The following is a 24606-nucleotide window of genomic DNA, read 5'->3' on the forward strand; positions in this document are numbered from 1 at the left end:
TTTAAAGTGAAGGATCGTTCTTGAGATTAGATAATACGAAAATTATTAGAAGCATAGAGGAATTGCTTTTCGAGTTTGGTGTTAATGGTGAGACATACAAAAATATAACTTTTTATTGTCGTGACTTAAATCATTTCTATAATACAAACATACTAAACGGAGATGCCTTATATAATAAGATATTTACCAAGCTATATGATCAAAAAAAAGCGGGCAAAAACGTTAGCATAAAGACTTATAAGTACTTTGATAAGTTTAGTTTATTTAAAAATGAGCGTGGTTTTGAAAGAACTGATGAAATAAAAGTCGCAAACAGTAATATAAATTTAGAGGTGCTTAGTCAAGAAAAGGATATTATAGAAGAATTTACTAAAGAGCTAGCAAACTTAGCAAATTCATTTAGAGATAAAGATGATAAAGTTAAAAATTTCGAAGAAGCATCTAGTGAGCTAGTGAGCAACTATAAAAAATTAGATCAACAAATTAACTCATTGTTGGATAAGCTACAAAACGCACTAATAGAAAAAGTCACCATAATACTAAACCATGAAAATTTTGATAAGGAAAAAGAGAGTATAGAAGCAATCAAGGGCGGCTTTACAGAGATCAAAGAAAATCTTAAAAAAGCTTCAAATGATGGCAAGCTTTACATGGCAAAAGAGATATTTAAATTTCTTTTTAGCCTTGTCGATATAACTGATTTGAAGTCCACCTTTAAACCACTAAAGCTGCTGCTTGCCGTGCCAGATGCTCTTTCTGCTATAAAAAATGTAAGTGAATTTCTTCAAAAAAGAGGATTTTATACTTTTTCTGGTCCAGTTATGAGTTTGCTAGCTACTAAGTTTGGCTTTACTCTAGGGCTATTAAATACAGTGTCGTTTAATAATATCTTAGTTTTTACAAACGACGATCAAAAGAGTGGAGCATTTATAGACTTTTCAGGGTTTGATATAACAGCCACTAAGACAAAAAGTAACTATGATGAGTACATTGGAATTTGTTCTGATTTTTCATTAGAAGGTGATGAAAAAAGTCTATTTGATGCAAGGATAAGCAAATATGAAAATATAGACAAAAAGAATAATATATCAATATGCAAAAACGATAAGGATAATACTGAAGAGAGCTTACTTAAAAGGATAGAAGAGTGCGTGATCGCAAATAGAGCAAATTTTGTCTATATGCAATATCCATTTTTTAACTCTTTAAAATTTGCAAATCTTTTAAGAGACAAATCCTTAACCACGAAAGACAACACTCACAATACAAATAATAGTAGCGGTATCTCTAAAAACTATCTTGTCATCTCAAATGCCCCAATAAGAGAAAATGCAAAGTTAAATGAGCATCTTTTGCAAAACGTATTAAACTACAAGATAGTAGATAGTCTAAATAGAGCGGATGATAAGAAGGTGACTGATCCTAAACAACTAAATGGCACAAAAGACTATAGTCAGTACTCTATACAAATAGACGCCAAAAACGATGAAGATCTATATCTGTTAAGCTTAAGCCCATTTACAAGGATTAGCAAAGAGAAGATAATGAAATTTAAAAACAACATTTCAAAGAATTCCATATTTAACACGTCAATGGGTAAAGAAATCTTTGGAAACACAGATAGATTCTTTGAATTTACACAAGCTGTCGACTATTTAAGTCATATAGATAAGCACTTTAAAAATGCTAAAGACATGGAAGAGATAATCAAAAATGAGAAAGAATTTTTAAAGGCAAATATAGAGGAATTCAAAACCTTCTTTTTAAATTTGAATTCGAATACGGAACGAGATCGCATTGTTTATGCTCTGGGTAAACCAACCTCAATACCAATCGATGATAGAGGTATGATGCAACTACTATCAGAGGAGTCTAATGATGCAATTGAGATAGAAACAGAATACTATTATCCAGCTACAAAAGTATTTTTATTGACGATGGGATATTTTATATTAAGACAAATATTTGATAATTCCATAATTAAACAAGAGCCTTATCTTGAGGGTGAAGCCATAAATTTATACGGCGAAACGCTTCTAGTTTTATCTAAAAATACCTATTATCTAAAAGAAGATAAAACAAAAGTTCCTATATGTTTCTTTAAAAAAGAAAAAGAGGCAAAAGCAAGGCAAAAGGATACAATCTGTATAGAAGAGATAGTGGAAAAAATAGAAAAAAGCCATGTGGCGGATGATGATCATATATTAGATGATGATACATATAGTGAGTTAAAAAAGATACTCGAAGAGCCAACAACCATAGATACACATGATATTAGTAATGAGGAATTTGCAAGTAAATTCAAAAAAGAGTTTTCTTTAAGTGACGAAGAATATAAAGAGCTTAAAGAGGCACTTGGTAATCCTAATACTATAGATACGAGCAGTATAGAGGATGAGAAATTTAAAAGATATATAAAGCTGATAAATGATGATGAGTACAAGGATGTGATAGATTTTTCATTAAAGTCTATAATGAACGATATATTATATGATATATTTCCATTTTATGGCTTTTTTATAGATAAATGCGGTGAAACTGTATGGAAAAGTGTTATAAGGACAATGTTTTACGTAGGAAAAGACGCTAATCCTCTTAATGTCGTTAAAGGCATATTTATGGCAACTGGTGGAGAGCTTAGATTGGCCACGCTAATAAAAGAAAAACCTTATTTAATATTCATCGGCAAAAATGATAAAAAAAATCTTAATCTTCATAAAAGTCGTGAATTTTTTAAGATGCAAAAGCTAAAAAGCAATGACTACCTTTTTTCTTATTTTGGACAAAAAGCAGAAGACAAAGCTCAACATCCAAATAAAGAAAAATTTACACAAGAGTATAAAGGCACTACAAGAAAACTTATAACTTTAAGGATAGGTATAGAATTTGCAAAAAATGCAGGAAAAGCAGTAATATCCAATCTCGCAAAAGCTGGCTTTAATTTTTTTCTAGATAGTGCTTATACTTCATCTTACGAACAACAAAAAAGATCTTATGAACTAATACTTCATAAGTATTTCACAAATAAATTTAATGACGCTTATGCTGTTAAGAATATATCTTATGAACCTTATTCAAATGAAACAGGTGAATATACCTACTATCCTATAGAGATATACTCATCTTTTATAAATATAGACCTAAAAAGAACCATCATAGGAGGAAGACTATCTAGTGGAGGACTAGACTATCATAACTTCTTCTACTATGATATAAACACCACTACAAACAAACTAGACTCTAATCTATCTAAAGATATAAGTCTAGATACTATGATATCTTATCTATGTCTGGATGAACTAAGAACAGATAATAAAACTGATGAAGAGTTCTTTAATAATCTAAACAAAAGAAACAAGAAGCTAGCATATTCACCAAAAGAGCTTATGCTACAAGGAGTTAAAACATTGCTAACAATAAGTCCATCAAACTCAATAGATATAAAACAAAGAGAGAAAATTTATGAGATGTATAAAGAGTCTGTAGCTGAAAACAAAAGTGCCAATGCAACTTTTGGTATTCCAATAGACAAATACAACGAAGCTATGGAGATACTAGAAGACTTTAAAAATGGAAATTTAAACACCTTTGGCTCAGAGGTAGATAATAAATCAAGAAGACTACTAAAAGCACTAGATGTTATAGGAAACAATAATGTCAAGGGTATGTATGTGGGGTGTAAAGATAACTATAGTAACGGTAAATTTAATATTTCTAAGGCTATAATCCCACCACGCCTAATCGGTCGTCTAGCCACTACCATAGTAATGGAAGATGGTCTATATATAGGATAAGAGATGAAAAAGATCATATTTATCATCATAGCTATCTTAGTAGCTGGATCACTATTAATAATAAACAAAGGAAATTTAATGAGTAAAGAAAATTTAATGGATAATACATATACGGTTATAGCGCCAAATGGAAATATAATTGAGATCGATAAGAAGACAAATTTAATTGTTTCAAAAAATATTGCAAATGATGAAGCTTATCTAAAAGAAAAATCTCAAATGCTCCTTGAAGCCCGCTCCATCCTAGACTCATCCCCATATAAAAACTATAAACCTCTATACTATAACCCTAAACCAAATTCTCTAGGTCAAACAGACTATCTATCTTTTAAACCATGGCTAGATATTAGCTATAAACCAAGCTCTACTAAGATAGCTCCATGGACTAAAACAGAAAAAGCATACTATGAAAGTTTAAAAGATAAGAGAGATAGATATATCTATCTAGTAAAAAGAAGCAATCTAAAATGCACCATGATAGATATACCAGATGATGCCATAGGTAGAGTGGATAGTAATGGCAAACTAACAAAGCCAGAGTATGCTGAAATTTATGATGAAGTAGATAGAAATAAAAATACACTTAAATCAGAACTCTTTATAGGAGAGTGGAATTTATGTGCTGGAGTATTGGGTAATCCATCAGCATTTGGTACTGGCGGTTCAGCAGGATTTAAAGCAAGAGATTTTCAAAAAGCATTTCTAGCAGCACAGCTAGGAGAAGTAGAAGCATTAAACTATCTGGCAGACTCTTTTAAATACTACACTTATGGGATGGGAGTAAATAAAAATTTAGACACCTACGAAAAAATTCGTAAACTATATAAAAACCCTCCACTAGATGAATACGGAATGATACCTTATCTTGATGAGATAGTAGGGAACTATTTCGTGATGGATTTTAATAGGGACAATTTAGTAGTTATACCAAATGGTGGTTTTTATGCTGGTCTAAAAGAAATAGTGGAAAAAAAGGGTGAACTACTAGACCCTAGAGACCTAGATGCAAATGAGACCACAAGAAATGAATTTGATAACTTTATAAAGAAAGTTTTAGATGACAATAAAGAGGATTTTAAAGGAGGTTTCCCTGCAGAGTGGGATGAAAGAAGGCTATCTCTCTACATCGACTCCACCCTCCTAGAAGCTAAAATAATGTCCCTAACCCCACCAGAGGGATATCCTAATGCACCATACTACAACACACCAGAAGAGCTAACAAGACTATATGAGGCTGGTAAATTAGATAAAAAGCTAAACCCTCTAACACCAGTAATGTATAGAGATAGCTTCCCAGAAGATCTTAGGCAAAAGATCTTAAGCTATGCTAAAGAGCATAATACAAAGGATTGATTAACGCTCATTAAAGTTTTATTTAAGAACATTGATTTTAAAATAAGTTTCTTCTAAAATAACTTTAGATAGAATTACATAAAAATAATATTATTAACGTGAGGTAAAGGAAACCATGAAGAAAACGTTTAAATTTCTTTGTTCTTTAATTTTTATGCTATTTATTGCAGGATGTGCAAAAGATCTTATCATAAGCAACACTCCAAATTCAAACTTAAACTACCACGGTGACAACGTGCCGGTGACTATCATCGCTTATAAGCTAAGAGATGTGGCAAAATTTCAGCAAGCTAGCATAGTTGATCTAGCTGAGAAAAATGGCGACATACTTGGTCAAGACAAGATAGACTCGATAAAAACGCAAATTCAGCCAAACACAAACAGATACGCTTTTACAAATGTCGATCCAGACGAAGTGCCATACGTGGGTATTTTGGTGCTTTATGCTGATCAAAGCAAGACAAATATCAAAGCTTACAAGTCAACAAAAGAAGCAAAAGAGAAAAATATAGTTTTTGAGATAACTAAAAATGGCGTAAATACCATAGACGCTAGCAGCTCTAAGATCCAAGCAAGCAAATAAAATGTCTGATAAACTAAAAGTTGTCTGGTACAACGGGATGAACGTTGATAAGGTTCATTTCGAGCAGCAAGAGAGGTATTTTGAGAGAAATTTAAACCTAAAAACCGTCTCGTCTTTATCAAATTTGTATGGAGTTTTGGAGCTTGAGATCTCAAGCGAGCTTTTGCTTCAAGGCAAGATAGGGCTAAATAAAATTTCTTGTATCTCGCAAGATGGTACGATATTTAACGCCCCAGATCAAGATGACCTACCAGAGCCACTTGAGATAAGCCCTAGCGAGCTAAATTCTGCTGTCATAGTTCTAAAGCTACCAGTTAGCTCAGGGCTTGTTGATGTTAGCTTGCAAAACAACCTGCCAAACCTAAAATTTACAGCTAAACAAGCGCTCATTAGCTCAAGAGTGCATGATGAAGCTAGCAACGATATCTTGAACGAGCTAGATGACAAAGACGACTTTGAGCTTTCATCTGCTTTTACGCAGGATAAAGAAAATTTGATCCTAGCAAGCCAAAGATCGGCTCTAGGAGTGCTTGGCTCAAAGACGCCTTATGAGCTTAGCGTGCCTATTTGCAGGATAAAAAACATCGACCTAAACAAGCAAATAACGCTTGATGAGAAATTTATCCCAACCTGCATCGATATCAGTAAAAATTCTTTCATCACTAGCTTTATAGATGAGTTTAGCTTTGCTACAAAGCAGCATCAAGAGAGCTACACTGGGCTTTTAGGCGGTATAGATCAGGCGAAAAATAGGCTTGATATTTCAACATATTTGACGCTAAATATGCTGAAAAAATGGCACTTGATATTCTCATATCTTTTCAAAAGAGACAAAATTCATCCAGAGTATCTATATGAAAAGCTAGTTGATTTTCAAGCTGATCTGCTAGCTCTAAGTCACGATGATAGTTTTAGCGAATTTATAGCTTATGATCACAACAACTTAAGTCAAACTTTCGTACCGTTAATAAACAATCTTAGGCTTTTGTTCTCGCATATCTTGTCACCAAAATACGTCATGGCACAGATTGTTAAAAACAATCACGGCTTTTTTGACTGCGTCTTTGATAACCCAAGCATCATAGAAAACTCAGAAATTTACTTTGCTATCCATAGCGATACAAAAAATGAGTACCTGCTTAAAAATTTCAAAGAGCAGTGCAAAATCCACACCCAATCAAACATCAAAAGTATCGTATCATCGCAGCTTCGCGGCATAAATGTAGAGCAAATTTCAGCTATACCTAGCACACTGCCAAAGCTAAATGACTATATCTACTACAAGATCGATAAAAAAGATGAAATTTTCAAAAGCTTCGCAAATCAAAGCGTTATTAGCGTCTATATAACAGCAAATTTATCAAACGCTGACATTAAGATGTGGGCTTTATTATAAGGACAAAAAATGAGTGAAAATCAAAATGACATTTCAGTTTTAAGCCAGACAAAGCTTCTAGGACTTGGCGCAAATCCTGCCCTAGATCACGTGCTACCACTGCTTCTTTTGGCAAACAGAGTATCAAAACTACAAAATTTTTCACAAAGTGAGATGCAAAATTTACGTGAAAAGCTGATAAATGATATATTAAGCACCACTTCAAAGATCTCAAATTTAGGCATTTATGAAGAGGATGACATCATTAGGCTTAGATATTGCCTTTGCGTTTTCATCGATGAGAGCTTGCTTAAAAATGAAATTTTTATGAACAGTTTTTGGGCGAACAACACCTTAACAACAAGATTTTTCAACGAAAATTTAGGTGGCAACAAATTCTTTGGCATCATGGATAAATGGTTTGAAAACGTTGGCAAAAACAAGGACTTTTTAGAGTTTATCTACGCTTGCTTAGTGCTTGGATACAAGGGTAAATACGAAGCGCAGGAAGATTGCAACGAGAAAATTTCATACCTTTGTGAAAATATAGCCTCAGCCGTTTCGCCACTTATAAAGGCTGATGAAAATGTATTTGAAAAGAGCTATTTAAAAACTAAAAAGAGAAGCTTTTTTGAGATATTTTCACTAAGACATTTGAAATTTTATTTTATCCTTATAGCGCTTGCAGCTATCGCGGCTGCGTTTTTATATAGCACCTACTCGATGGATCAAAACAACGTTAAAAACGACAGCGTTCTAAACAATAAAATAGAAAATTTTATGGACAAAAAGTAAGTGCAAGATAAGTTTTTCAACAAATTTAGTGAAAACTTTTCAGAAAACGAACTCTACATCAGCCTTATAGACGAGATGTCAAAGTATAAGACTTTGACGCATGATACGATAAAATGGGACTTTGTTTATAGCTCGTCCTTAAAGGCATTAAGCGAATTTAGCCTCGATGTAAAGCTTTTAAATTTCTTAGCGATCTCTGCTGTAAATTTAAACCAAAAAGATAGCTTTAAAACCCTAATTGAGGCCTTTTCATTTTTTCTAACTACTCTAAAACAAGAGCCAAATTTATTAGCCAAAAATGAAAAGCAAGTGCCTGCTAAAAAAAAGATATTTGCCCAAACGATAGAGCTTTTTACGCAAGCTCATAGGGACGGTATAAATTTAGACGAAGCGGACGCAAGAGCTTTTAATGAGCTTGTACCTGAGCTCTCACGCGAGCTTAGCACGCACTTTGACACACTTTATATAGAAGAAAAAAGCGAGCAAACTCAAAAAGTAGAGGAGCCAAAACAGCAGCCGCAAAAGGCAGAACCAAGCTACTCACAAAGTGTCTCTTTTAGTGGCAGTGATATTAGCACATTTAGCGATAGAGAGTTTAGGGAGTATTTTGTAAATTTATCCATCTCGCTTTTAAAAAATGACATAAAAAATTTGACCGCTTACTCGCTTATTTTTGAGGCGATGTGGGGCAGGATCAAGGCTTTGCCAGTTAGCAGTGAGCAAGTGACGCAGATACGCTATCCTGATGAAAATTTGATCTTACTTTTTAAAAATATGAAAGAAGCAAACCTTGGTAATTTAGAGAAATTTATAAGAAATTTAGCTCTTAATCCATTTTGGATAGATGGCGTTAGGATATTTTGTGAATTTTTAAGATCATCTGGACTAAGCGAGCAAAGCGAGCTAGTTTCTAGTATGACTTTAAATTTTATAGAAAAATTCCCAGATATGAAAAAGCTTAAATTTCAAAGTGAAGAGGCATTTTTTAGCGAAGAGAGTGCTAAATTTTTTAGTAAAAAAGAGAGTGCAAATTTTATCTCTAGTGACGAAATGAAAAAAGATATGAGCTTTGAAGAGCTGGTAAAAGCCCTTGATAGAAGCAAATATACAACAAATTCGCAAAGTGAGCTTAGCTTTTTGTTAGAGCTTTCCAAAATTTTTACAAGCCAAGGCATGGATAACAATGCAAAAGTTGTATATTCGCAAATAGTTAAATTTATAGAAAACACTGAGCTTAAGGATTATTTGTCAGATATTTATATAAAGGCAAAAACATTTTTGTGATAAAATATGTTTTTTTAAAACTTCTTTAATTTTATTTAATTATAATTCTTAAATCATTTACTCAAAAAAAGGATGTTATTATGGCAGAGAATTCAATCCCACCAAAAGAACGTATAAACATTGTTTATAGAACCAAAACAAACAACCAAGAAGCAGATGTCGAGCTTCCATTAAAGCTGATGGTAGTTTCAAATTTAACTGGTGAAAACCAAACTCCACTTGAAGATCGCGAAGTTGTCTCTATAAATAAGATAAATTTCGATCAAGTTATGAAAAGTTTAGACATTCATACTGAATTTTCAGTGAAAAATAGACTAAATTCTGGTAGCGAAGATCTAAATATCGATCTAAATTTTGAAAGCATTCAAGACTTCAATCCAGACAATATCATCAACCAAGTCCCTGAGCTAAAAAAGCTATTGCAGCTTAGAAAAGCTTTAGTTGCGTTAAAAGGACCTATGGGCAATATGCCTGATTTTAGAAAAGCGGTTTTAGAGGCTATTAAGGATGAAGATAGTAGAAAACAGCTTCTTTTAGAGCTTAAAGACGAAAAAGATAAGGAATAAAAATGTCTGAAACTAAAGTAAAAACTCCTATTATTGAAAGCATAATGCAAAGGAGCAAATATACAAAAGATGATGAAAGTTATAGCGTAGTAAAACAAGGAGTTGCCGAGTTTATCTCAAATATCATCACAACAAACAATGCTGAAGAGAAGATAAATAAGCTTGCACTTGATGAGATGATAGCTCATATAGACACGCTTTTATCAGCTCAGATGGATGAAATTTTACACAACAAATCTTTCCAAGAGTTAGAATCTACATGGCGTGGCATTAGATTTTTAGTCGAGAGAACAAATTTCAACGAAAACGTAAAGATCGACCTTTTAGACGCAACAAAAGAAGAAATTTTAGACGACTTTGAAAACAACCTAGATATAACTCAAAGCACGCTTTATAAGCAAATTTACTCAGCTGAGTATGGTCAATTTGGTGGTGAGCCAGTTGGCGCGATAGTTGCTGACTATGAGCTAGATAAGTCAAATCAAGACATGACTTTCTTAAACAAAATGTCATCAATCGCAGCGATGAGCCACTCTCCGCTTCTAACTTCGCTATCTTCTAAATTCTTTGGACTTGATAACTTTGGCGAGCTTGAAAACATAAAAGATCTAAAGAGCCTACTTGAAGGTCCTCAATACACAAGATGGAGAACTTTTAGAGAGAACGAAGATGCAAAATATACAGGTTGTATGGTAAATAGATTTCTTACTAGATCTCCATATATCCCAGAAGATAACCCTATAAAAAGCTTTAACTACCGCGAAAGCGTTGATAAGCACGATGATATGCTTTGGGGCAATGGCGCTTATGCGTTTGCTACAAGACTTACAGAGAGTTTTGCGGACTATAGATGGTGCGGAAACATCATCGGACCAAAAGGTGGTGGCGCTGTAAAAGACCTACCAACTTACACTTATGAAAACTACGGAAGCGTTCAGACAAAAATTCCAACCGAAGTTTTGATAACAGATAGAAGAGAATTTGAGCTTGCAGAAAATGGCTTTATCACACTTACGCTAAGACGTGATAGCAACAACGCAGCATTTTTCTCTGCAAACTCTGTGCTAAAACCTAAAGTTTTCCCAAATACTCCAGAAGGCAAAGCTGCTGAGACAAATTTCAGACTTGGCACACAGCTTCCATATGTTTTTTTAATCTCTCGTTTGGCTCACTATCTAAAAGTACTTCAAAGAGAAGAGATCGGTACTTGGAAAGAGCGCAGTGACGTTGAACGTGGCTTAAATGAGTGGCTAAGACAGTACATCTCAGATCAGGAAAATCCACCAGCTGATGTAAGAAGTAGAAGACCATTTAGAAGCGCAAAAGTCATCGTTAGCGATATAGCTGGCGAGCCAGGCTGGTATAAGATAGAGCTTCTAGCTAGACCTCACTTTAAATTTATGGGGGCAAATTTCGAGCTTTCTTTGGTTGGTAAGCTGGATAAAGAGTAAATTTAAGCATGTCGCTGATAGATAAAATTTTATATGAATTTAGTGATGAGTCAAAATTTCGTCCCTACTTCAAAGACCTAGACAGCGACATCAAAGATCATATCGATACTATCTTAAACTCAAGGCTTGGAAACTACGGCCGTTTAAATGATAGTATCATCGATCTTTGGTCGGTTGGGGTCGAGATAAACGAGCTTGGCCATAGACTTGGCATGGCGATATATGAACTAATCACCTCAAACGAAAATAGAATAGAGATAACTTCTATCGGCTATGATGACTCGCTAAAGCCTTGGCGCATCATCTTTAACATAAACTATAAGCATAAAAACGACAATTTCAAAGAGTATTTGCTAAAGGTTATTTTTAAAAACAATAGATATTGTGAGATTTTATAATGGATTATAATGAAAATAATTTAGCTTATTTTCAAAAAGAGATGGCGTATCTTGATGAAACAAGAGCTCTTTTTATAAAGAATTTCCCAAAAGTTGCACCATTTTTAGATACTAAGAGCAAAGATCCTGATGTTGAGAGTATCATAGAAAATATGGCTATTTTGACATCAAGGATTAGACAAGAGCTAGATGAAAATATCCCCTTAATAGCCGAGTCTTTGATAAATATCTTAATGCCAAGCTACACAAATCCTTTTCCCTCAGTTTGCATGCAAGAATTTGCTCTAAGAGATGACTTTTCAGAAAAAAAAGAATTTATACCAAAAGGCAGCATCATAGAGTCAAAGCCAATAAACGGCGTGGCTTGTAAATTCCAGACGATATATGACGTAAATTTGCTTCCTTTAAAGATATCAAAAGCTTTCATGTCAAACAACAAAAGCGACTATCTTTTAAATTTAAACATATCTATCACCAAAGATGAGCTTAGCACCAAAGAGCTTGATACCAACTTTTTAAATTTATATCTTGGCGATAACATATACTTCTCTTCAACTCTTTTGATGTGGCTAAAAAACTACTTGAAATTTATAGTCGTAAGCTTTGAAGATAGCGATGAGGAGATAAAACTTGGAGCTGATAAGCTTAGCTTAGATGAATTTGATGAAGCTTTGATAAAGAGCGATGAGTTTGGTTTTGAGGCGTTTGAGCTTATAAAAGAGCTTTCATATTTTTCATCTAAACTAAATTTCATCCGTATAAATGGACTTGGTTTTTTAAAGAGATTTGACGCAAAAAGCTTTAACATCAAATTTGTCTTTTCAAAAGATATGCCAAATGGCTATGTGCCAAGGCTAGAGTACTTCTCTCTCTTTGCCACACCAGCGATAAATTTGTTTGCCAAAGGCGCTGAGCCTATACAAAATAACAACAAACGAAGCGAGTATAGAATTTTCATCGACCGCTCAAACATAAATGCTTACGAGATAGTCTCTATCACAAAGGTCGTCGCCCACAGCAGTAATAATGAAAAAAGGATACTTAAAAACTACAAAAGCTTTGAGAGATTTGAGTTTTTAAATAGTCAAAGATCAAAGGACTATTACTTTGTAAGCAACAAAATAGATATGAAACTAAACTCTTACAAAGAAATTTCATTTTTTAAAAATGACGCTAAAGAGCAGACCGTGAGCATCGAGACGCTTTGCTGTAACGGCGACCTACCAACCAATCTAAAACTAGGCGAGATAAACAAAATCCAAAATCACCAAGGCGTAGTAACCAAAAATTTAACCATCCCAACTAGCGTAAAACGTGTAAATGTAGATGGAAATTTACTCTGGAGGCTAGTTAGTATCTTGTCATTTAGCTATCAAAGCATACTAAATAAGGGCTCTTTTTTGGCACTGCTTAATGCATTTATGCTGCCTAATGATGAGTTTTTGAAGAAATTTTCTAGCTCACTTTATGAGATAAAAACAAAACAGATCCACAGGGTCGATGGAGGCTTTGCAAAAAGAGGAGTGCTTTGTATATTTTATATAGATGAGAGCGAGTTTGAAAGCCTTGGAAATGTCTATGTTTTAGGTATAAATTTGGCTAAGTTTTTATCAAAATTTGCTTCTATTAACTCATTTTGCGAGCTTAAGATAAAGTGTGTAAAGAGCAAAATTTTATTTGATTATGGGTTTTTAAGCGGCACGAAAGAGCTAGTATGAGCGAAGAGATAAGCCAAGCTTCTTTTTTTAAGCTGATAAAAAACATCCTAAAAGATAGGGATAGGAGCGAGATATTTTTAAAAAATAGCTCGAGTTTTGCCTACCCGATCAAAGAGCTTGAGAGCTTAGATGAGCAGGAGCTTACAAAGATAATTGTAAATTTTATGGGTCTTTTAGGAAGCGGCTCGCACCTAACAAGCTACATTTTAGAGAAAATTTCAAAGACTAATGACAATAGCTATGAGCTATTTTTTGATTTTTTTGACAACTACTTACTTTGGCTATTTTTTGACAGCATTAGTCTAAAAAACTACGCAAGATCTTTTGAAGATGAGCTTGATGATAAAATTTCAAAGATCTTGCTTGATATGCTTAATATAAAAGAAAAGCAGCTGGCAAAGAAATTTCTGCCATTTTCGCCACTTGCAGTTAGCCAAAGAAGGCCAAAAAAAGAGGTTGAATTTGCGCTTCAGAGCCACTTTGGGCTAAAAGATAAGCTTTTTATACTTGAAAATTTACCAAATCAAATTTTCATAGCACCATCAAATTTAAACTCTTTAGGCCATAAAAATAGGACACTTGGTAAAAATTTCATCCTTGGCAAAAAGCTTTTTGAAAAACAAACTAAGATCGCAGTCTTTATAAATGGCATAGAGTACGAAGAGGCTGTAAATTTCTTCCCAAAAAAAGATAAATTTAAAGAGCTACAAGAGACTCTTTCTTATTTTACTAATGATGAATTTGTTTCTGATTTATATTTAAAGATAAATTACTCTCATAAGATGCAGTTTAAGCTCGGATCAAAATATACAAGTAGCCAAATCGGTTTTGGTTCAAGGCTTAAAAATGATAAAAAAATGTCAAATTTTATAAAATTTAGACTTTGTTCATAAAATTTAACTCCAAAATCAAAAAAATCTGATATAATTACATAAAAGAAATATATTTATTTGTAAAAGGATTTGCAGCTATGGCATTCTTCGACTACTTACGCAGGTTTTTCACATTTTTTAGGTTTAAACACAGTGTTGTTTTAGTAACTTCTATCGCTATTAGCGTTTTGTTTTGGCTCTATGCCCCGCTTGTAGCATTTAACGATATATACAGCTTTGCTAGCGTTAGCTCACGAGTTAGCGTGCTAGTTGCTTTTTGGGCAGTTATATTGTTTTTTGTCTTGCTTAGACCGCTGATGAACTATTTTGCATCACGCAAAGATGAGAAAAACGACAAACTAAAAGAGATCAAAAAAGAGTCATTGGATAGTTTTGGCAAAGCAAAGAGAAATTTCTTACTTTCGCTAAAAGACGCCAAAACGACTTGGAAAAAAGATATAAATTTTAAAAAATTGCCATTAATAATGATAATAGGCAACGAGGGCGCTGGTAAAAGTGCTTTTATAAACTACTCAAATATCGAATTTCCTCTATCTGATAGCCTGGATACATATAAAAAGATACACCAAAGTACGACAAATTTTAACCTTTATGTATCAAAATTTGGAGCACTATTAGATACTGAGGGCATTCACTTTGCGCAAGAGAGTCTCTATCAGCCAACTGCGACAGAAGAGCTTCCTGAAGATGATGTGGAGAAAAATAGGGACTATCTACTTAAAAAAGGCGTTTGGAACGAGTTCTTACACTTTTTAAAGAGAAATGACTTTAACTCAAGACTAAGTGGTGCTGTGCTTATCATCGATACTAAAAAATTTCTAGAAGGCACTCAAGAGTATTTTGATGAGCTTATCAGATATATGGTAAAGAGGATAAACGACTGCGAGAAGCACCTTGGCATTAAATTTCCTATCTATGTGGTCTTTAGCAAGCTTGACCTTATAGATGGTATGGGTGATTATTTCAAATTATTTAATGAAGACGTGGCAAATAAAGCACTTGGTATAAATTTAGACTCAAATTTCACCGCCCAAACACTTGAGACAGAGCTTAAGGGCTTAAGCGACTCACTATTTAAACACCTAATGAGCAAAAACTCGATCTCACACATGCTAGAAGATAAAAAACGCTCATATTTGTTCTTAAAACAGCTTGAAAATTTCTTTGTGCTGGTAAAAGACTTTGTTACAAAGCTAAGCTCACAAAATGCTCTTAAAAATACCTCTGTTATAAACGGAGTTTATTTTGTAAGCGCATATCAAGAAAATATCCCTATAAACTACCTTACAAATACAATTTGTGATAAATACAGCATCAAAAAACCACTTCTTAGAGCGGTAAATAATTACAGCAAACAAAGCTATTTTGTAAAATCATTTTTAAAAGAGATTGCTTTTAAAGCAAATGTAACTAAATTTGGCGCTCAAAATAGATTTATTAAATTTGTAAATTTCGCCTTGGTGACTGCACTTTGTGTGGGAGTTTATTTTGGCTCTAGTTATATTTTAAATATCAAAAATACAAAAGAGCAAACTGCGGCTAACAACGTAGATAAAATTTCTAACTATCTTGATAATAAAAAGTATAAAGACCTTACCGCTACACAAAAGATCGAGCTTTTAAATCTACTAAAACAAAGTCTAAACGACTATCCAAGGATCTTTAGTGGTGATACTAAATTTGAGTACATCACTCTTGATACCTCTTATAAAGGTTTTACGCCTGTTAAAGCGCTTTATTACGACCTTAGCGCCGATTTTTTCAAAAATACAGTTTTAACTGAGATGGAAAATATCTTAAAAACAGAGAGCGACCCAGATAAGCTTATAAAAGCCTTTTATATGTATGATTCACTTTTTGATAAAAACTATACAAATGTAGATCTATTTAAAATTTGGATAGCTGCAAACTGGGATAAATTTGAAAAATATGGCGTTGCCAAGGATGAGTTTTTAGCACACATTGAAGCTATTTTAAATGCTAAAAATTTAAGCATTTCAGCAGATCAGAGCGCCCAAAGTGCAGCAAATACCAAGCTAACACCTGTTCAAAGAGCAAAAAGGCTCTACTCGATACTTGAGTTTATATCATTTAAAGATGAAAAATCATTCTACGACATCAAAAAAGAGGTTGAAAATTTAAACCAGGTAGTTCAAGAAAAAGAGGCATTTAATCCATTTAATAGAATTTATACAAAAGAAAATTTAAGAGACTTCTTGGCAAAACTTAGCTCAAATATCGATGAGACCGCGGGTATCGAGTCATGGCTGATGGATACCAACTCATCTTTAAAAGATATCAGCTCAAATGAGAAAAAAGAGCTAAGCATCGCAGTTGTAGAGCTTTACTTGCAAAACTATGCTGATAAATGGAACCAAATTTTAAGAGCTATTGAGCCAAATGAATTTGCTACCAAAAAAGAGGTCATTGATGAGCTTGAAATTTTGTCAAAAAGAGAAAACCCACTAAATTCTCTTATAAAATTAACTAATCAAAATACAAATTTAAATGATGAAAATTTACTAAAATACATATACTCTCTAGGGTTTGCTTCAAGCGAGATAAAACGTGTATTTACAGACTTTAGCACTAAATTTACAAACTACCATGCACTAAATTCTGACGGATCGCTAGATCTTATCAGTAATGATGTCACAAATGTATATAAAAAAGTTAGCGACTATAACTTTGAGATGCTTCAAAGCAGTGACGATAAGATCGTTTATGCGATAAATGGCATAAAAAATGAAAACGATCCATTTATCGTGCTAAATAATGACGCTAAAAAGCTTCCAGATGAGCTAAATGAGTACTATCAAAAGCTATCAAAGCTTGCTTGGAAACAGGTAGAAAATGGAGCTTCATCGCTTTTAGCAACAGCTTATAAAGATGATGTTCTTGATGACTTTGAAAGTCTTATAAAACCTTATTATCCATTTAATGAAAACTCAGCAAAGGCCGTTAGCATCGAAGAATTTAAGAGATTTTTTGGCAAGGACGGAACTTGGAATAGCTTTTATGATAAATATCTAAAACAAATTTTAAGTAAAACTGGCAGTGGCTACAAAGTAAGACCAAAATATGCAAAAGAGCTAAGATTTAATAAAAGTTTCCTTGAAAATATCGCTTATATCGATAGAATTTCAAATTTGATGCTTGACTCAAATGATGAGCTAAAACTAAACTATAACTTAAAAGCAGTTGATCTATCGGCAAATTTCAGCCACATAAATATAGGCTACGGAAATAACTCTTTGGCGTATGATCATACTATCCCATCAAATTTACTTGTCTCAAGTAAAAGCTTTGATATCTCAACACAGTTTAAATTTAATGCAGTTTCAAATGCAGGTAGCGACAAAAAAGAGATCAGCTTTGATGGTGAGTGGGGCTGGTACAAGCTCTTAAAGGCTTCAAATTTCAGTAGCATTGGCGTTAGCACGCTTAACTTTGATGGTAAAAAAGAGTCATATTTTGGCTTTGAAGTTACTCCAAATGGTGGAGAGCTTTTGGAGCTTATGAATATCATACCAACTATTGATTTACCAAGAAAGATGCTTTATTAAGGAAAAGATATGCAAGAGATAGCAGCGGTTATACAAAATTTCGATAAAGCTTCGAGCTTTTTGGCGCAGTATGTCATTTTTGATGAAAACGGCGGAGACATAGGCTCGCTAGATACGGTTAAATTTCCGTGCAGCGATACAAGTGGCTCTATAGCTTCAAAGCACGCTCATATAGGCTTTGAAGAGGGTGTTTTTACCATTTGCGGATACGAAGGATGCGAGATATTTTATAGCGATTCTTATTCGAAGTTGCCTGATGATTATGAAAGCGTGATAAATCCAGGAGATATTTTTAGGATAGGCGAGCTTAAATTTATATTTATAGATCCTTCTAGGATAGACGAATATGTCGGTAAAGCTCACAAGATCATAGAAAATACCAAAAACTTTGATGAGCTTGATAATAAAGAATTTGAGCCAGTTGGAAAAATCTCAAATGTTGATTTTAAAGAAGAGCCAAAGATAAATTCTCTCATAGATGAAGAAAAAGATATCACTTTAAATGAGAATGTTAATGATGTGCCTTTAAATTTAAATGAGAGCGCTCAAAATTTCGATGAAGAAGATATAAATAGTCAAAGGATGCTAACAGCAAAGAGTATGGATGAGCTTTTGATGAATTTGGTTGAGAGCATAAAAGTGCAGCCAAACATGAGCCCTATAAGCGAGCAGAGCAGGACGTTAAATACAAAAGATATGGAAACTATTATAAAAACGCTGCCTCTAAGCGACAACACGACGCTTGTTAATGCTGTTTTGCTTAAGCTTATATGCAAAGAGCTATATAGTCAAATGTACGATATAGTCGAGAATAATTCATTTTTCAAGTATCTCTCTGGTGCTGTAACAAAAAGCACCAGAGAAGATAAAGAGGCGTTTAATTATTTATTGCATAAAGCACTTGAAAGCTATATGTTAAAAAAGTAATGTTTTTAATAAAATAGAAAGTTAATAAAAGTTAAAATAACCAAATTTTTTAATAGGAGTAAATATGTCACAACCAGTGTATATTAAGGTGAAAGGTTCTACTCAAGGACTTATCTCAAGTGGTGCTTCAACAGAAGCTAGTATCGGTAATCGCTATCAATCAGGTCACGAAGATGAGATCATGGCACAAGAGGTTTCTCACATTGTAACTGTTCCAGTAGATCCACAAAGTGGCCAACCATCAGGACAAAGAGTACATAAGCCATTTAGCTTTACAACATCTTTAAACAAAGCTGTTCCACTTCTTTACAACGCATTAACTCAAGGTGAGAGACTTCCAGAGGTTGAGATCCACTGGTATAGAACATCAACTAGCGGTGGCGCTGAGCACTTCTTTACTACAAAACTAGAAGATGCAACTATAACAGATATCACTCTAGTAAGCCCAAATGCTCAAGATAAGCTAAATAGCGACAAAACTGAGCTTTTTAAAGTTTCAATGAACTATAGAAAGATAGTTTGGGAGCACGTAGCTGCAGGTACAAGCGGAAGCGATGACTGGAGAGAAGCTACTAAAAAAGCTTAAAAAATAACCTAGGGATCCTCCCTAGGGATATCAATCTTCTCGTTGGAAGGACACAAATGAGCCCTTTTTATCATTATCTTTTAAAACACCATGATATGTGAAATGCGATATGAAACACTTAGCTATGATCATATTTCTCATAACATCTTTATATTCACACGAAGCAAACTGTACGGATATGTTTGGACTCATTTATAATAAAAATTTAAGCGATATTGAAACGGCTAAGTATATAAAATACTACATAGATGATCTTGGATGCGATGCTAATATGACTATTGAAATTCCAGATCTTTCAATAAGACCAAATTTATTAGAGTATGCTTATGATACAAATAAAACAAAAACTTTTGATACTCTTTTGGCAAAAGGTACAGCCGCTAATGCAAGCTTAGCAACGTCTATAGGTATGAGCTTTGCATTTTTCTTTAGAGAAAATGGTGTCGGTATAGACAACAAAAAAGTAAGCCCTGAGCTACTAGAATTTATAAAAACTCAAAAATATAAAGAATTTAAAGAAGAGAAATTTAAGCTAATCAGAAAGCTTTTAGAACATGGTCAAGATCCGAAAGATTATAAAGTTTTAAAGATTATTCTGAAAATTATAAATGATGAAAAAGATTTAGAGAATTTATTAAATGATAGATCTAAAAGGGAATTAGCACAATGAGGCAATTAGCAATAATCATATTTCTCATAACATCTTTATATTCACATGAAGCAAATTGTTTAAATATGTTTGCTGTGATATTTGATAAAAATACAACCGATGAAAATACTGCTAAATGTATAGAATATTACATAGATGAGCTTGGGTGTGATGCTAATATAGTCCCAAGTTTCGCTAATGATGGCTCCAATTTACTAGATGTTGCTTATGAAAATAATAAGACTAAAACGTTTGACTTACTTTTGAATAAAGATATTACGCCAGATAAATGGCTAACTGCAATTATAGCAACAGAATTCCTAGTCTTTTTTAGAGAAAATAGCGATGGCATAAAAGACAAAAAAGCAAGCCCTGAGCTATTAGAATTTATAAAAACACCGAAATATAAAGAATTTAAAGAAGAGAAATTTAAATTAATTAAAAAACTATTAGATCATGGGCAAGATCCTTATTATTATGGTTATTTGAGAGTTATATTAAAGATAGTAGGAGATGAAAAAGATTTAGATAGGTTGCTAGAGCAATATAAAAAGGATAATAAATGAGCATATTGATTTCATTTATTATTAATATAGCAATCATCAATTTACATTATCTTGGATGCGTAAATTCATTAAACATTGTAGCAAACAAAGATATAAGCGATGAAAAAACAGCAATGTATATGAAAACATATATAGAAGATTTTAAATGTAGCCCAGATATCGGTGTAAAATCAACAAAACTGACATCCACTTGGATTGATTTATTGTATCTTTCTTATGTAGTTGATAAGCCAAAAACTTTTGATTATATTTTGTCTAAAAAACCTACTATAACAAGAGAATTAATCGGTGAAATAATTTCAGATTATATAATTTATTTGGCAAAAAATGGCATTTCAGTGTCTAAGAAAACACCGAATACTTTAAAGTCTTTAGAATTTCTAGAAACAGAGCAATATAAAAGATATAAAGAAGAAAAAATGACTTTAATCAAAAAAATATTAGATAATGGAGCTAAATTGGATCTATTTAAATATTTGCTTGAGACATTAGAATATATAAATGATGAAAAAGATTTAGAGAATTTATTAAATAATGGGAATAAAAAGGAACTAGCACAATGAGACAATTAGCAATAATCATATTTCTCATAACATCTTTATATTCACACGAAGCAAATTGCACGGATATGTTTGGACTTATTTATAATAAAAATTTAAGTGATGTTGAAACGGCTAAGTATATAAAATACTACATAGATGATCTCGGATGTGATGCTAATGCTGGTATAAATTTACCAAATTTAACGATGAAAGCTAGCTTGCTAGAATTTGCTTATAGTGCAAATAAACCAAAAAGCATTGACAAACTTTTAGAAAAAGGTGCGGTACCTAATGCGTGGTTAGCTGGCTCAATAGGATTAGACTTTTTGCTTTTTTTTGAAGAAAATGGCGTTAAGCTAGAAGGGCAGTCGCCAAGTCCTGAGCTACTAGAATTTATAAAAACTCAAAAATATAAAGAATTTAAAGAAGAGAAATTTAAGCTAATAAAAAAACTCCTAGAACATGGACAAGATCCAAAAGGCTATATCCTTTTACAGAAAGTATTAATGCTTGTAAATGATGAAAAAGATTTATTAGAATTGTTAAAAAGAGAGAATAAATAATGGATTTATTTAATATAAGCAAGAAGAAACTAGATATAAAAGATAAAATTTCTAATCCAATAGAAATTGACGATGAAACTACAGCAAATAAAGCTAAAAAAGTTATGGATGATTTCAATAGTTTTTATCCTAAACCACCAATAGTAGGAAAAATTTTTGATGTTGTAACAGAAGTGGCTAAAACAGGAGTTGATAATGATGAAGAAAGAAAATTTAGAATTTACAAGGAAATTAAAGATAAAGGAATATTAGAGGAAACAAAATCGGTATATAAAATTACCGATGCTGATATTAAAGAATTTGAAAAAAGATTACAAGAAGAAGAAAACGAAAAAAGATTGAAAGAGCAACAAATGGACAAAAACATAACATCACCAACATCATCACTAACTAAGCCAGTCATGCTAGCATCTGGCAACTCAGTGGCAACAGACGGCTTTGTAGACTACGGCGTATCTAACGATGCCTTCTCTACTCTTCAAATAGCAAACGATAAATTTATAGTCACAAGAGCTGATATAAATGAGAGTTTAGAAGATATATTTAGCATAGAGTGCTTTGCCTATATAAATTTAGTCAAAAATCCGCTTTATGAAAATTTAGAGAGCATATATAATGATAACGCTCAAACTGGCATATATAGATACCTTGATAAAGGCATGAAGCTAAGTATAAAAAGACCATCTTCTACAAACAAGAGTATCATCCCAAGCAATAATGGCAGCGACTATATCTACTTTAGCGGCATAGTAAGCGATGTCGAGTATCTAGGCGTTGATGATGACAGCAGCACAAATATAGACAAAAAATATTTCTTCAAATTTAAACTCACATCTTCGCTATATAGACTAAGTATAAATAGAGCAAATAGAATTTACACAGATCAAAGCGTGCTTGAAGTAGTAAAAGAAATTTTGTCTTTTAACAAGCAAAGGCTAACTAAAGAGCTAGACTTCTCAAATATCAAAAATAGCTACAATAAAAAAGAATTTATAGCGCAGTACAACGAAAGTGACCTAGCTTTTATAACAAGACTTTGCCATGATAGTGGCATATATTTTTATGAAGATAATGAGAAAATTTACTTTCATGATACCTTTATCCTAGCATATAGCAACCAAGCTGAAGGCCTAACGCAAAGCGAACCGAGCAAAGGTAAAGAGGCTAGAAAAGTAAGCTTTAATGTAAATTTAAATAACAATCTTGCAAGCGAACACATAAATAAAATCACAAAGAGCGAAACTCTAAAAGCAAACAGCTTCACCCACTCATTTCAAAACACTGCCTATCCAAACGTGCTAGAGAGCAAAAACGAAAAGATATTTGACGAGCAAGTAAATATCTATGATAAGCATATAAATTTAGATGAGTATTCATTTAGTGATACGAGGTTGCTTGAGGTCAGCACCTATCTTAAAAAGCTAAGAAGCGATATGCTTTTGAAAGAATTTGTCGCTAGCTCAAATGTCTTTGCTCTAAATTTAAACGACAATATCTCAGTCGCCATAGATCAAAGTAGCGGCGAGTATGAGTTTAAAATAATAGCTATAAAACACACTTATATAGACGAAAGCGTTTTGGAAAATACTCTAAATTTAGGTGACAATGTCCCTTTAAAAGATAAAAAATTTATAAGCTCATATACAAATGAGTTAAGCATCATCCCAAGCAGCGTGAAATTTGTACCAAGCTATAAACAAAAGCCAAAAGCGCCTGACATCACTCTAGGCCTTGTTGTGGGACAAGATGGGCTAAATAGCCAAACAAACACCATCCATACGGATAGTTACGGCAGAGTAAAGGTAAGACTAAACGCCTTTAGCACACAAGAGCAGATAGATAAAGACGACACCATAAACGCAAGCTATCATAAAAGTGCCTATCTAAGAGTGATCACACCTATCGCAAGCAACAGCTCTGGCTTCTTTGCGATACCTAGGGTCGGCGATGAGGTGATCATCTCATTTTTGCAAAACGACATAGACAATCCAGTGGTAAGCGGTAGCCTCTATAATGCCTCAAATATGCCACTAGTAAATGTAGATAACAACTACCATCAAACATCGCTTAGCTCAAAAACGATCGGTGCAAATGAGACTGGCATAAACGAGATCACTTTGTCAAACTTAAAAAACAAAGAGCAAATTTATGTAAAAGCCGAGAAAGACTACGACGAGCTAGTAAATAACGATTTTTCTCAAACGATACTAAACGACAAAAGCTCTCAAGTGCATGGTAGCTACACCGAAAGGGTCAAAAAAGCACACATCCAAACGATAGATCTTGCTAAAAACGTAAATGTCGGCGGTGAATATCTAACGACGGTTGGACTTTCAAAAGATACGGTAGTAGGCGTCTCAAATACGTTAAATGTAGCTGTTGATGATACAACTAGAGTCGGTCAAGATAGACATGAGTTTGTCGGCAATGACAAATTTGTCGAGATAAAATCAAACCTCAACACAACCATACACAACGATGAGACTAAAGAGATAAAAGGTACCAAAGAGCAAAACATAGATGGTAGTTACAAGTTAAATTCTCAAAAGGGCATAAATGAGTTTAGTAACGAGCACATCGTGCTTCAGGCAAATAACTACATCGACATAAATGCTAAGTCAAATTTCACAACAAAAACAGCCGCGCAGCACACCGAGATGGCAGACTCAAAGTTTAGCGAGATCGAGACGACATACGAGGTCAATGCTAAAAATGAGATCATCCACCAAGTAGGCAGCACCAAAGTAACCATAAATGGCGCAAGTGTCGTGATAGAAGTTGGCGGCATAAAAGCGATATTTGATAGCATGGGACTAAGAGTCATCGGCGGAGATATCAAGGCGTTGTAAAATGCATAAAAACCCGTCAGTAATCGGCGGGTTTTTACAAATTTATTAAAAACGATTTAGCTTTTACATAGAGCTTATATAAAAACTATCAAAATTTTAATAGTATTTATGATTGTTATAAACACTAAAATTTTAACCCAAAACTACA

The 24606-nt window shown here is 33.4% G+C and carries 19 protein-coding genes; all 19 read left to right on the forward strand.

The window, feature by feature from the left end; translation table 11 throughout:
* Positions 1–20 precede the first annotated feature (20 nt).
* The 19 genes from CVS86_RS09905 to CVS86_RS05575 all read left to right on the forward strand — a co-directional run bounded on the left by CVS86_RS09905 (position 21) and on the right by CVS86_RS05575 (position 24458).
* Positions 21–3794, forward strand: coding sequence for a hypothetical protein (locus CVS86_RS09905; RefSeq protein WP_199906523.1), 3774 nt, complete (start codon positions 21–23; stop codon positions 3792–3794).
* 3 nt (positions 3795–3797) lie between these two features.
* A complete protein-coding gene (locus CVS86_RS05490) occupies positions 3798–5147 on the forward strand; it encodes a thioredoxin reductase (RefSeq protein WP_107791239.1) in 1350 nt (449 codons plus the stop codon).
* 115 nt (positions 5148–5262) lie between these two features.
* Positions 5263–5730 (forward strand): type VI secretion system lipoprotein TssJ, encoded by a 468-nt coding sequence (gene tssJ / locus CVS86_RS05495; RefSeq protein ID WP_021089458.1) that lies wholly within the window; start codon positions 5263–5265, stop codon positions 5728–5730.
* A gap of 1 nt (position 5731) precedes the next feature.
* A complete protein-coding gene (gene tssK, locus CVS86_RS05500) occupies positions 5732–7126 on the forward strand; it encodes a type VI secretion system baseplate subunit TssK (RefSeq protein ID WP_021086322.1) in 1395 nt (464 codons plus the stop codon).
* A gap of 9 nt (positions 7127–7135) precedes the next feature.
* Positions 7136–7900 carry a type IVB secretion system protein IcmH/DotU gene (gene icmH, locus CVS86_RS05505; protein ID WP_021086306.1) on the forward strand — a complete coding sequence of 255 codons (765 nt, stop codon included), beginning with the start codon at positions 7136–7138 and terminating at the stop codon, positions 7898–7900.
* Entirely contained in the window at positions 7901–9184 is a 1284-nt protein-coding gene (locus CVS86_RS05510) for a type VI secretion system domain-containing protein (RefSeq protein WP_107791240.1), read from the forward strand.
* A gap of 80 nt (positions 9185–9264) precedes the next feature.
* Positions 9265–9750: a type VI secretion system contractile sheath small subunit gene (gene tssB / locus CVS86_RS05515; protein ID WP_012001089.1), complete on the forward strand. Its 486-nt coding sequence runs from the start codon at positions 9265–9267 to the stop codon at positions 9748–9750.
* Positions 9751–9752: 2 nt separating this feature from the next.
* The gene (tssC, locus tag CVS86_RS05520; protein ID WP_021086376.1) at positions 9753–11201 is read left to right on the forward strand and encodes a type VI secretion system contractile sheath large subunit; all 1449 of its coding nucleotides are present in this window, start codon (positions 9753–9755) and stop codon (positions 11199–11201) included.
* Between the two features lie 8 nt (positions 11202–11209).
* The gene (locus CVS86_RS05525; RefSeq protein ID WP_012001091.1) at positions 11210–11599 is read left to right on the forward strand and encodes a hypothetical protein; all 390 of its coding nucleotides are present in this window, start codon (positions 11210–11212) and stop codon (positions 11597–11599) included.
* Positions 11599–13317, forward strand: coding sequence for a type VI secretion system baseplate subunit TssF (gene tssF / locus CVS86_RS05530; RefSeq protein ID WP_107791241.1), 1719 nt, complete (start codon positions 11599–11601; stop codon positions 13315–13317). The genes CVS86_RS05525 and tssF overlap by 1 nt, the downstream gene beginning before the upstream one ends.
* The gene (locus tag CVS86_RS05535; protein ID WP_103558246.1) at positions 13314–14210 is read left to right on the forward strand and encodes a type VI secretion system baseplate subunit TssG; all 897 of its coding nucleotides are present in this window, start codon (positions 13314–13316) and stop codon (positions 14208–14210) included. Before tssF ends, CVS86_RS05535 begins: the two co-directional genes overlap by 4 nt.
* A 77-nt stretch (positions 14211–14287) precedes the next feature.
* Positions 14288–17776, forward strand: a complete 3489-nt coding sequence (gene tssM, locus CVS86_RS05540) for a type VI secretion system membrane subunit TssM (RefSeq protein WP_107791242.1) — start codon at positions 14288–14290, stop codon at positions 17774–17776.
* Between the two features lie 9 nt (positions 17777–17785).
* A complete protein-coding gene (locus CVS86_RS05545; RefSeq protein WP_103569546.1) occupies positions 17786–18703 on the forward strand; it encodes a hypothetical protein in 918 nt (305 codons plus the stop codon).
* A gap of 64 nt (positions 18704–18767) precedes the next feature.
* A complete protein-coding gene (locus CVS86_RS05550; protein ID WP_012001093.1) occupies positions 18768–19289 on the forward strand; it encodes an Hcp family type VI secretion system effector in 522 nt (173 codons plus the stop codon).
* A gap of 178 nt (positions 19290–19467) precedes the next feature.
* Complete coding sequence (locus CVS86_RS05555; RefSeq protein ID WP_234399233.1) at positions 19468–19959, forward strand: hypothetical protein; 492 nt, start codon at positions 19468–19470, stop codon at positions 19957–19959.
* A complete protein-coding gene (locus tag CVS86_RS05560; RefSeq protein ID WP_223227843.1) occupies positions 19956–20504 on the forward strand; it encodes a hypothetical protein in 549 nt (182 codons plus the stop codon). Before CVS86_RS05555 ends, CVS86_RS05560 begins: the two co-directional genes overlap by 4 nt.
* The gene (locus CVS86_RS05565; RefSeq protein ID WP_103617780.1) at positions 20501–21067 is read left to right on the forward strand and encodes a hypothetical protein; all 567 of its coding nucleotides are present in this window, start codon (positions 20501–20503) and stop codon (positions 21065–21067) included. The genes CVS86_RS05560 and CVS86_RS05565 overlap by 4 nt, the downstream gene beginning before the upstream one ends.
* Positions 21064–21609 (forward strand): hypothetical protein, encoded by a 546-nt coding sequence (locus tag CVS86_RS05570; RefSeq protein ID WP_223227844.1) that lies wholly within the window; start codon positions 21064–21066, stop codon positions 21607–21609. The genes CVS86_RS05565 and CVS86_RS05570 overlap by 4 nt, the downstream gene beginning before the upstream one ends.
* Positions 21609–24458 (forward strand): type VI secretion system Vgr family protein, encoded by a 2850-nt coding sequence (locus CVS86_RS05575; RefSeq protein WP_199906524.1) that lies wholly within the window; start codon positions 21609–21611, stop codon positions 24456–24458. The genes CVS86_RS05570 and CVS86_RS05575 overlap by 1 nt, the downstream gene beginning before the upstream one ends.
* Positions 24459–24606 lie beyond the last annotated feature (148 nt).

It is taken from the genome of Campylobacter concisus (assembly GCF_003048605.1).
Lineage (GTDB): Bacteria > Campylobacterota > Campylobacteria > Campylobacterales > Campylobacteraceae > Campylobacter_A > Campylobacter_A concisus_BM.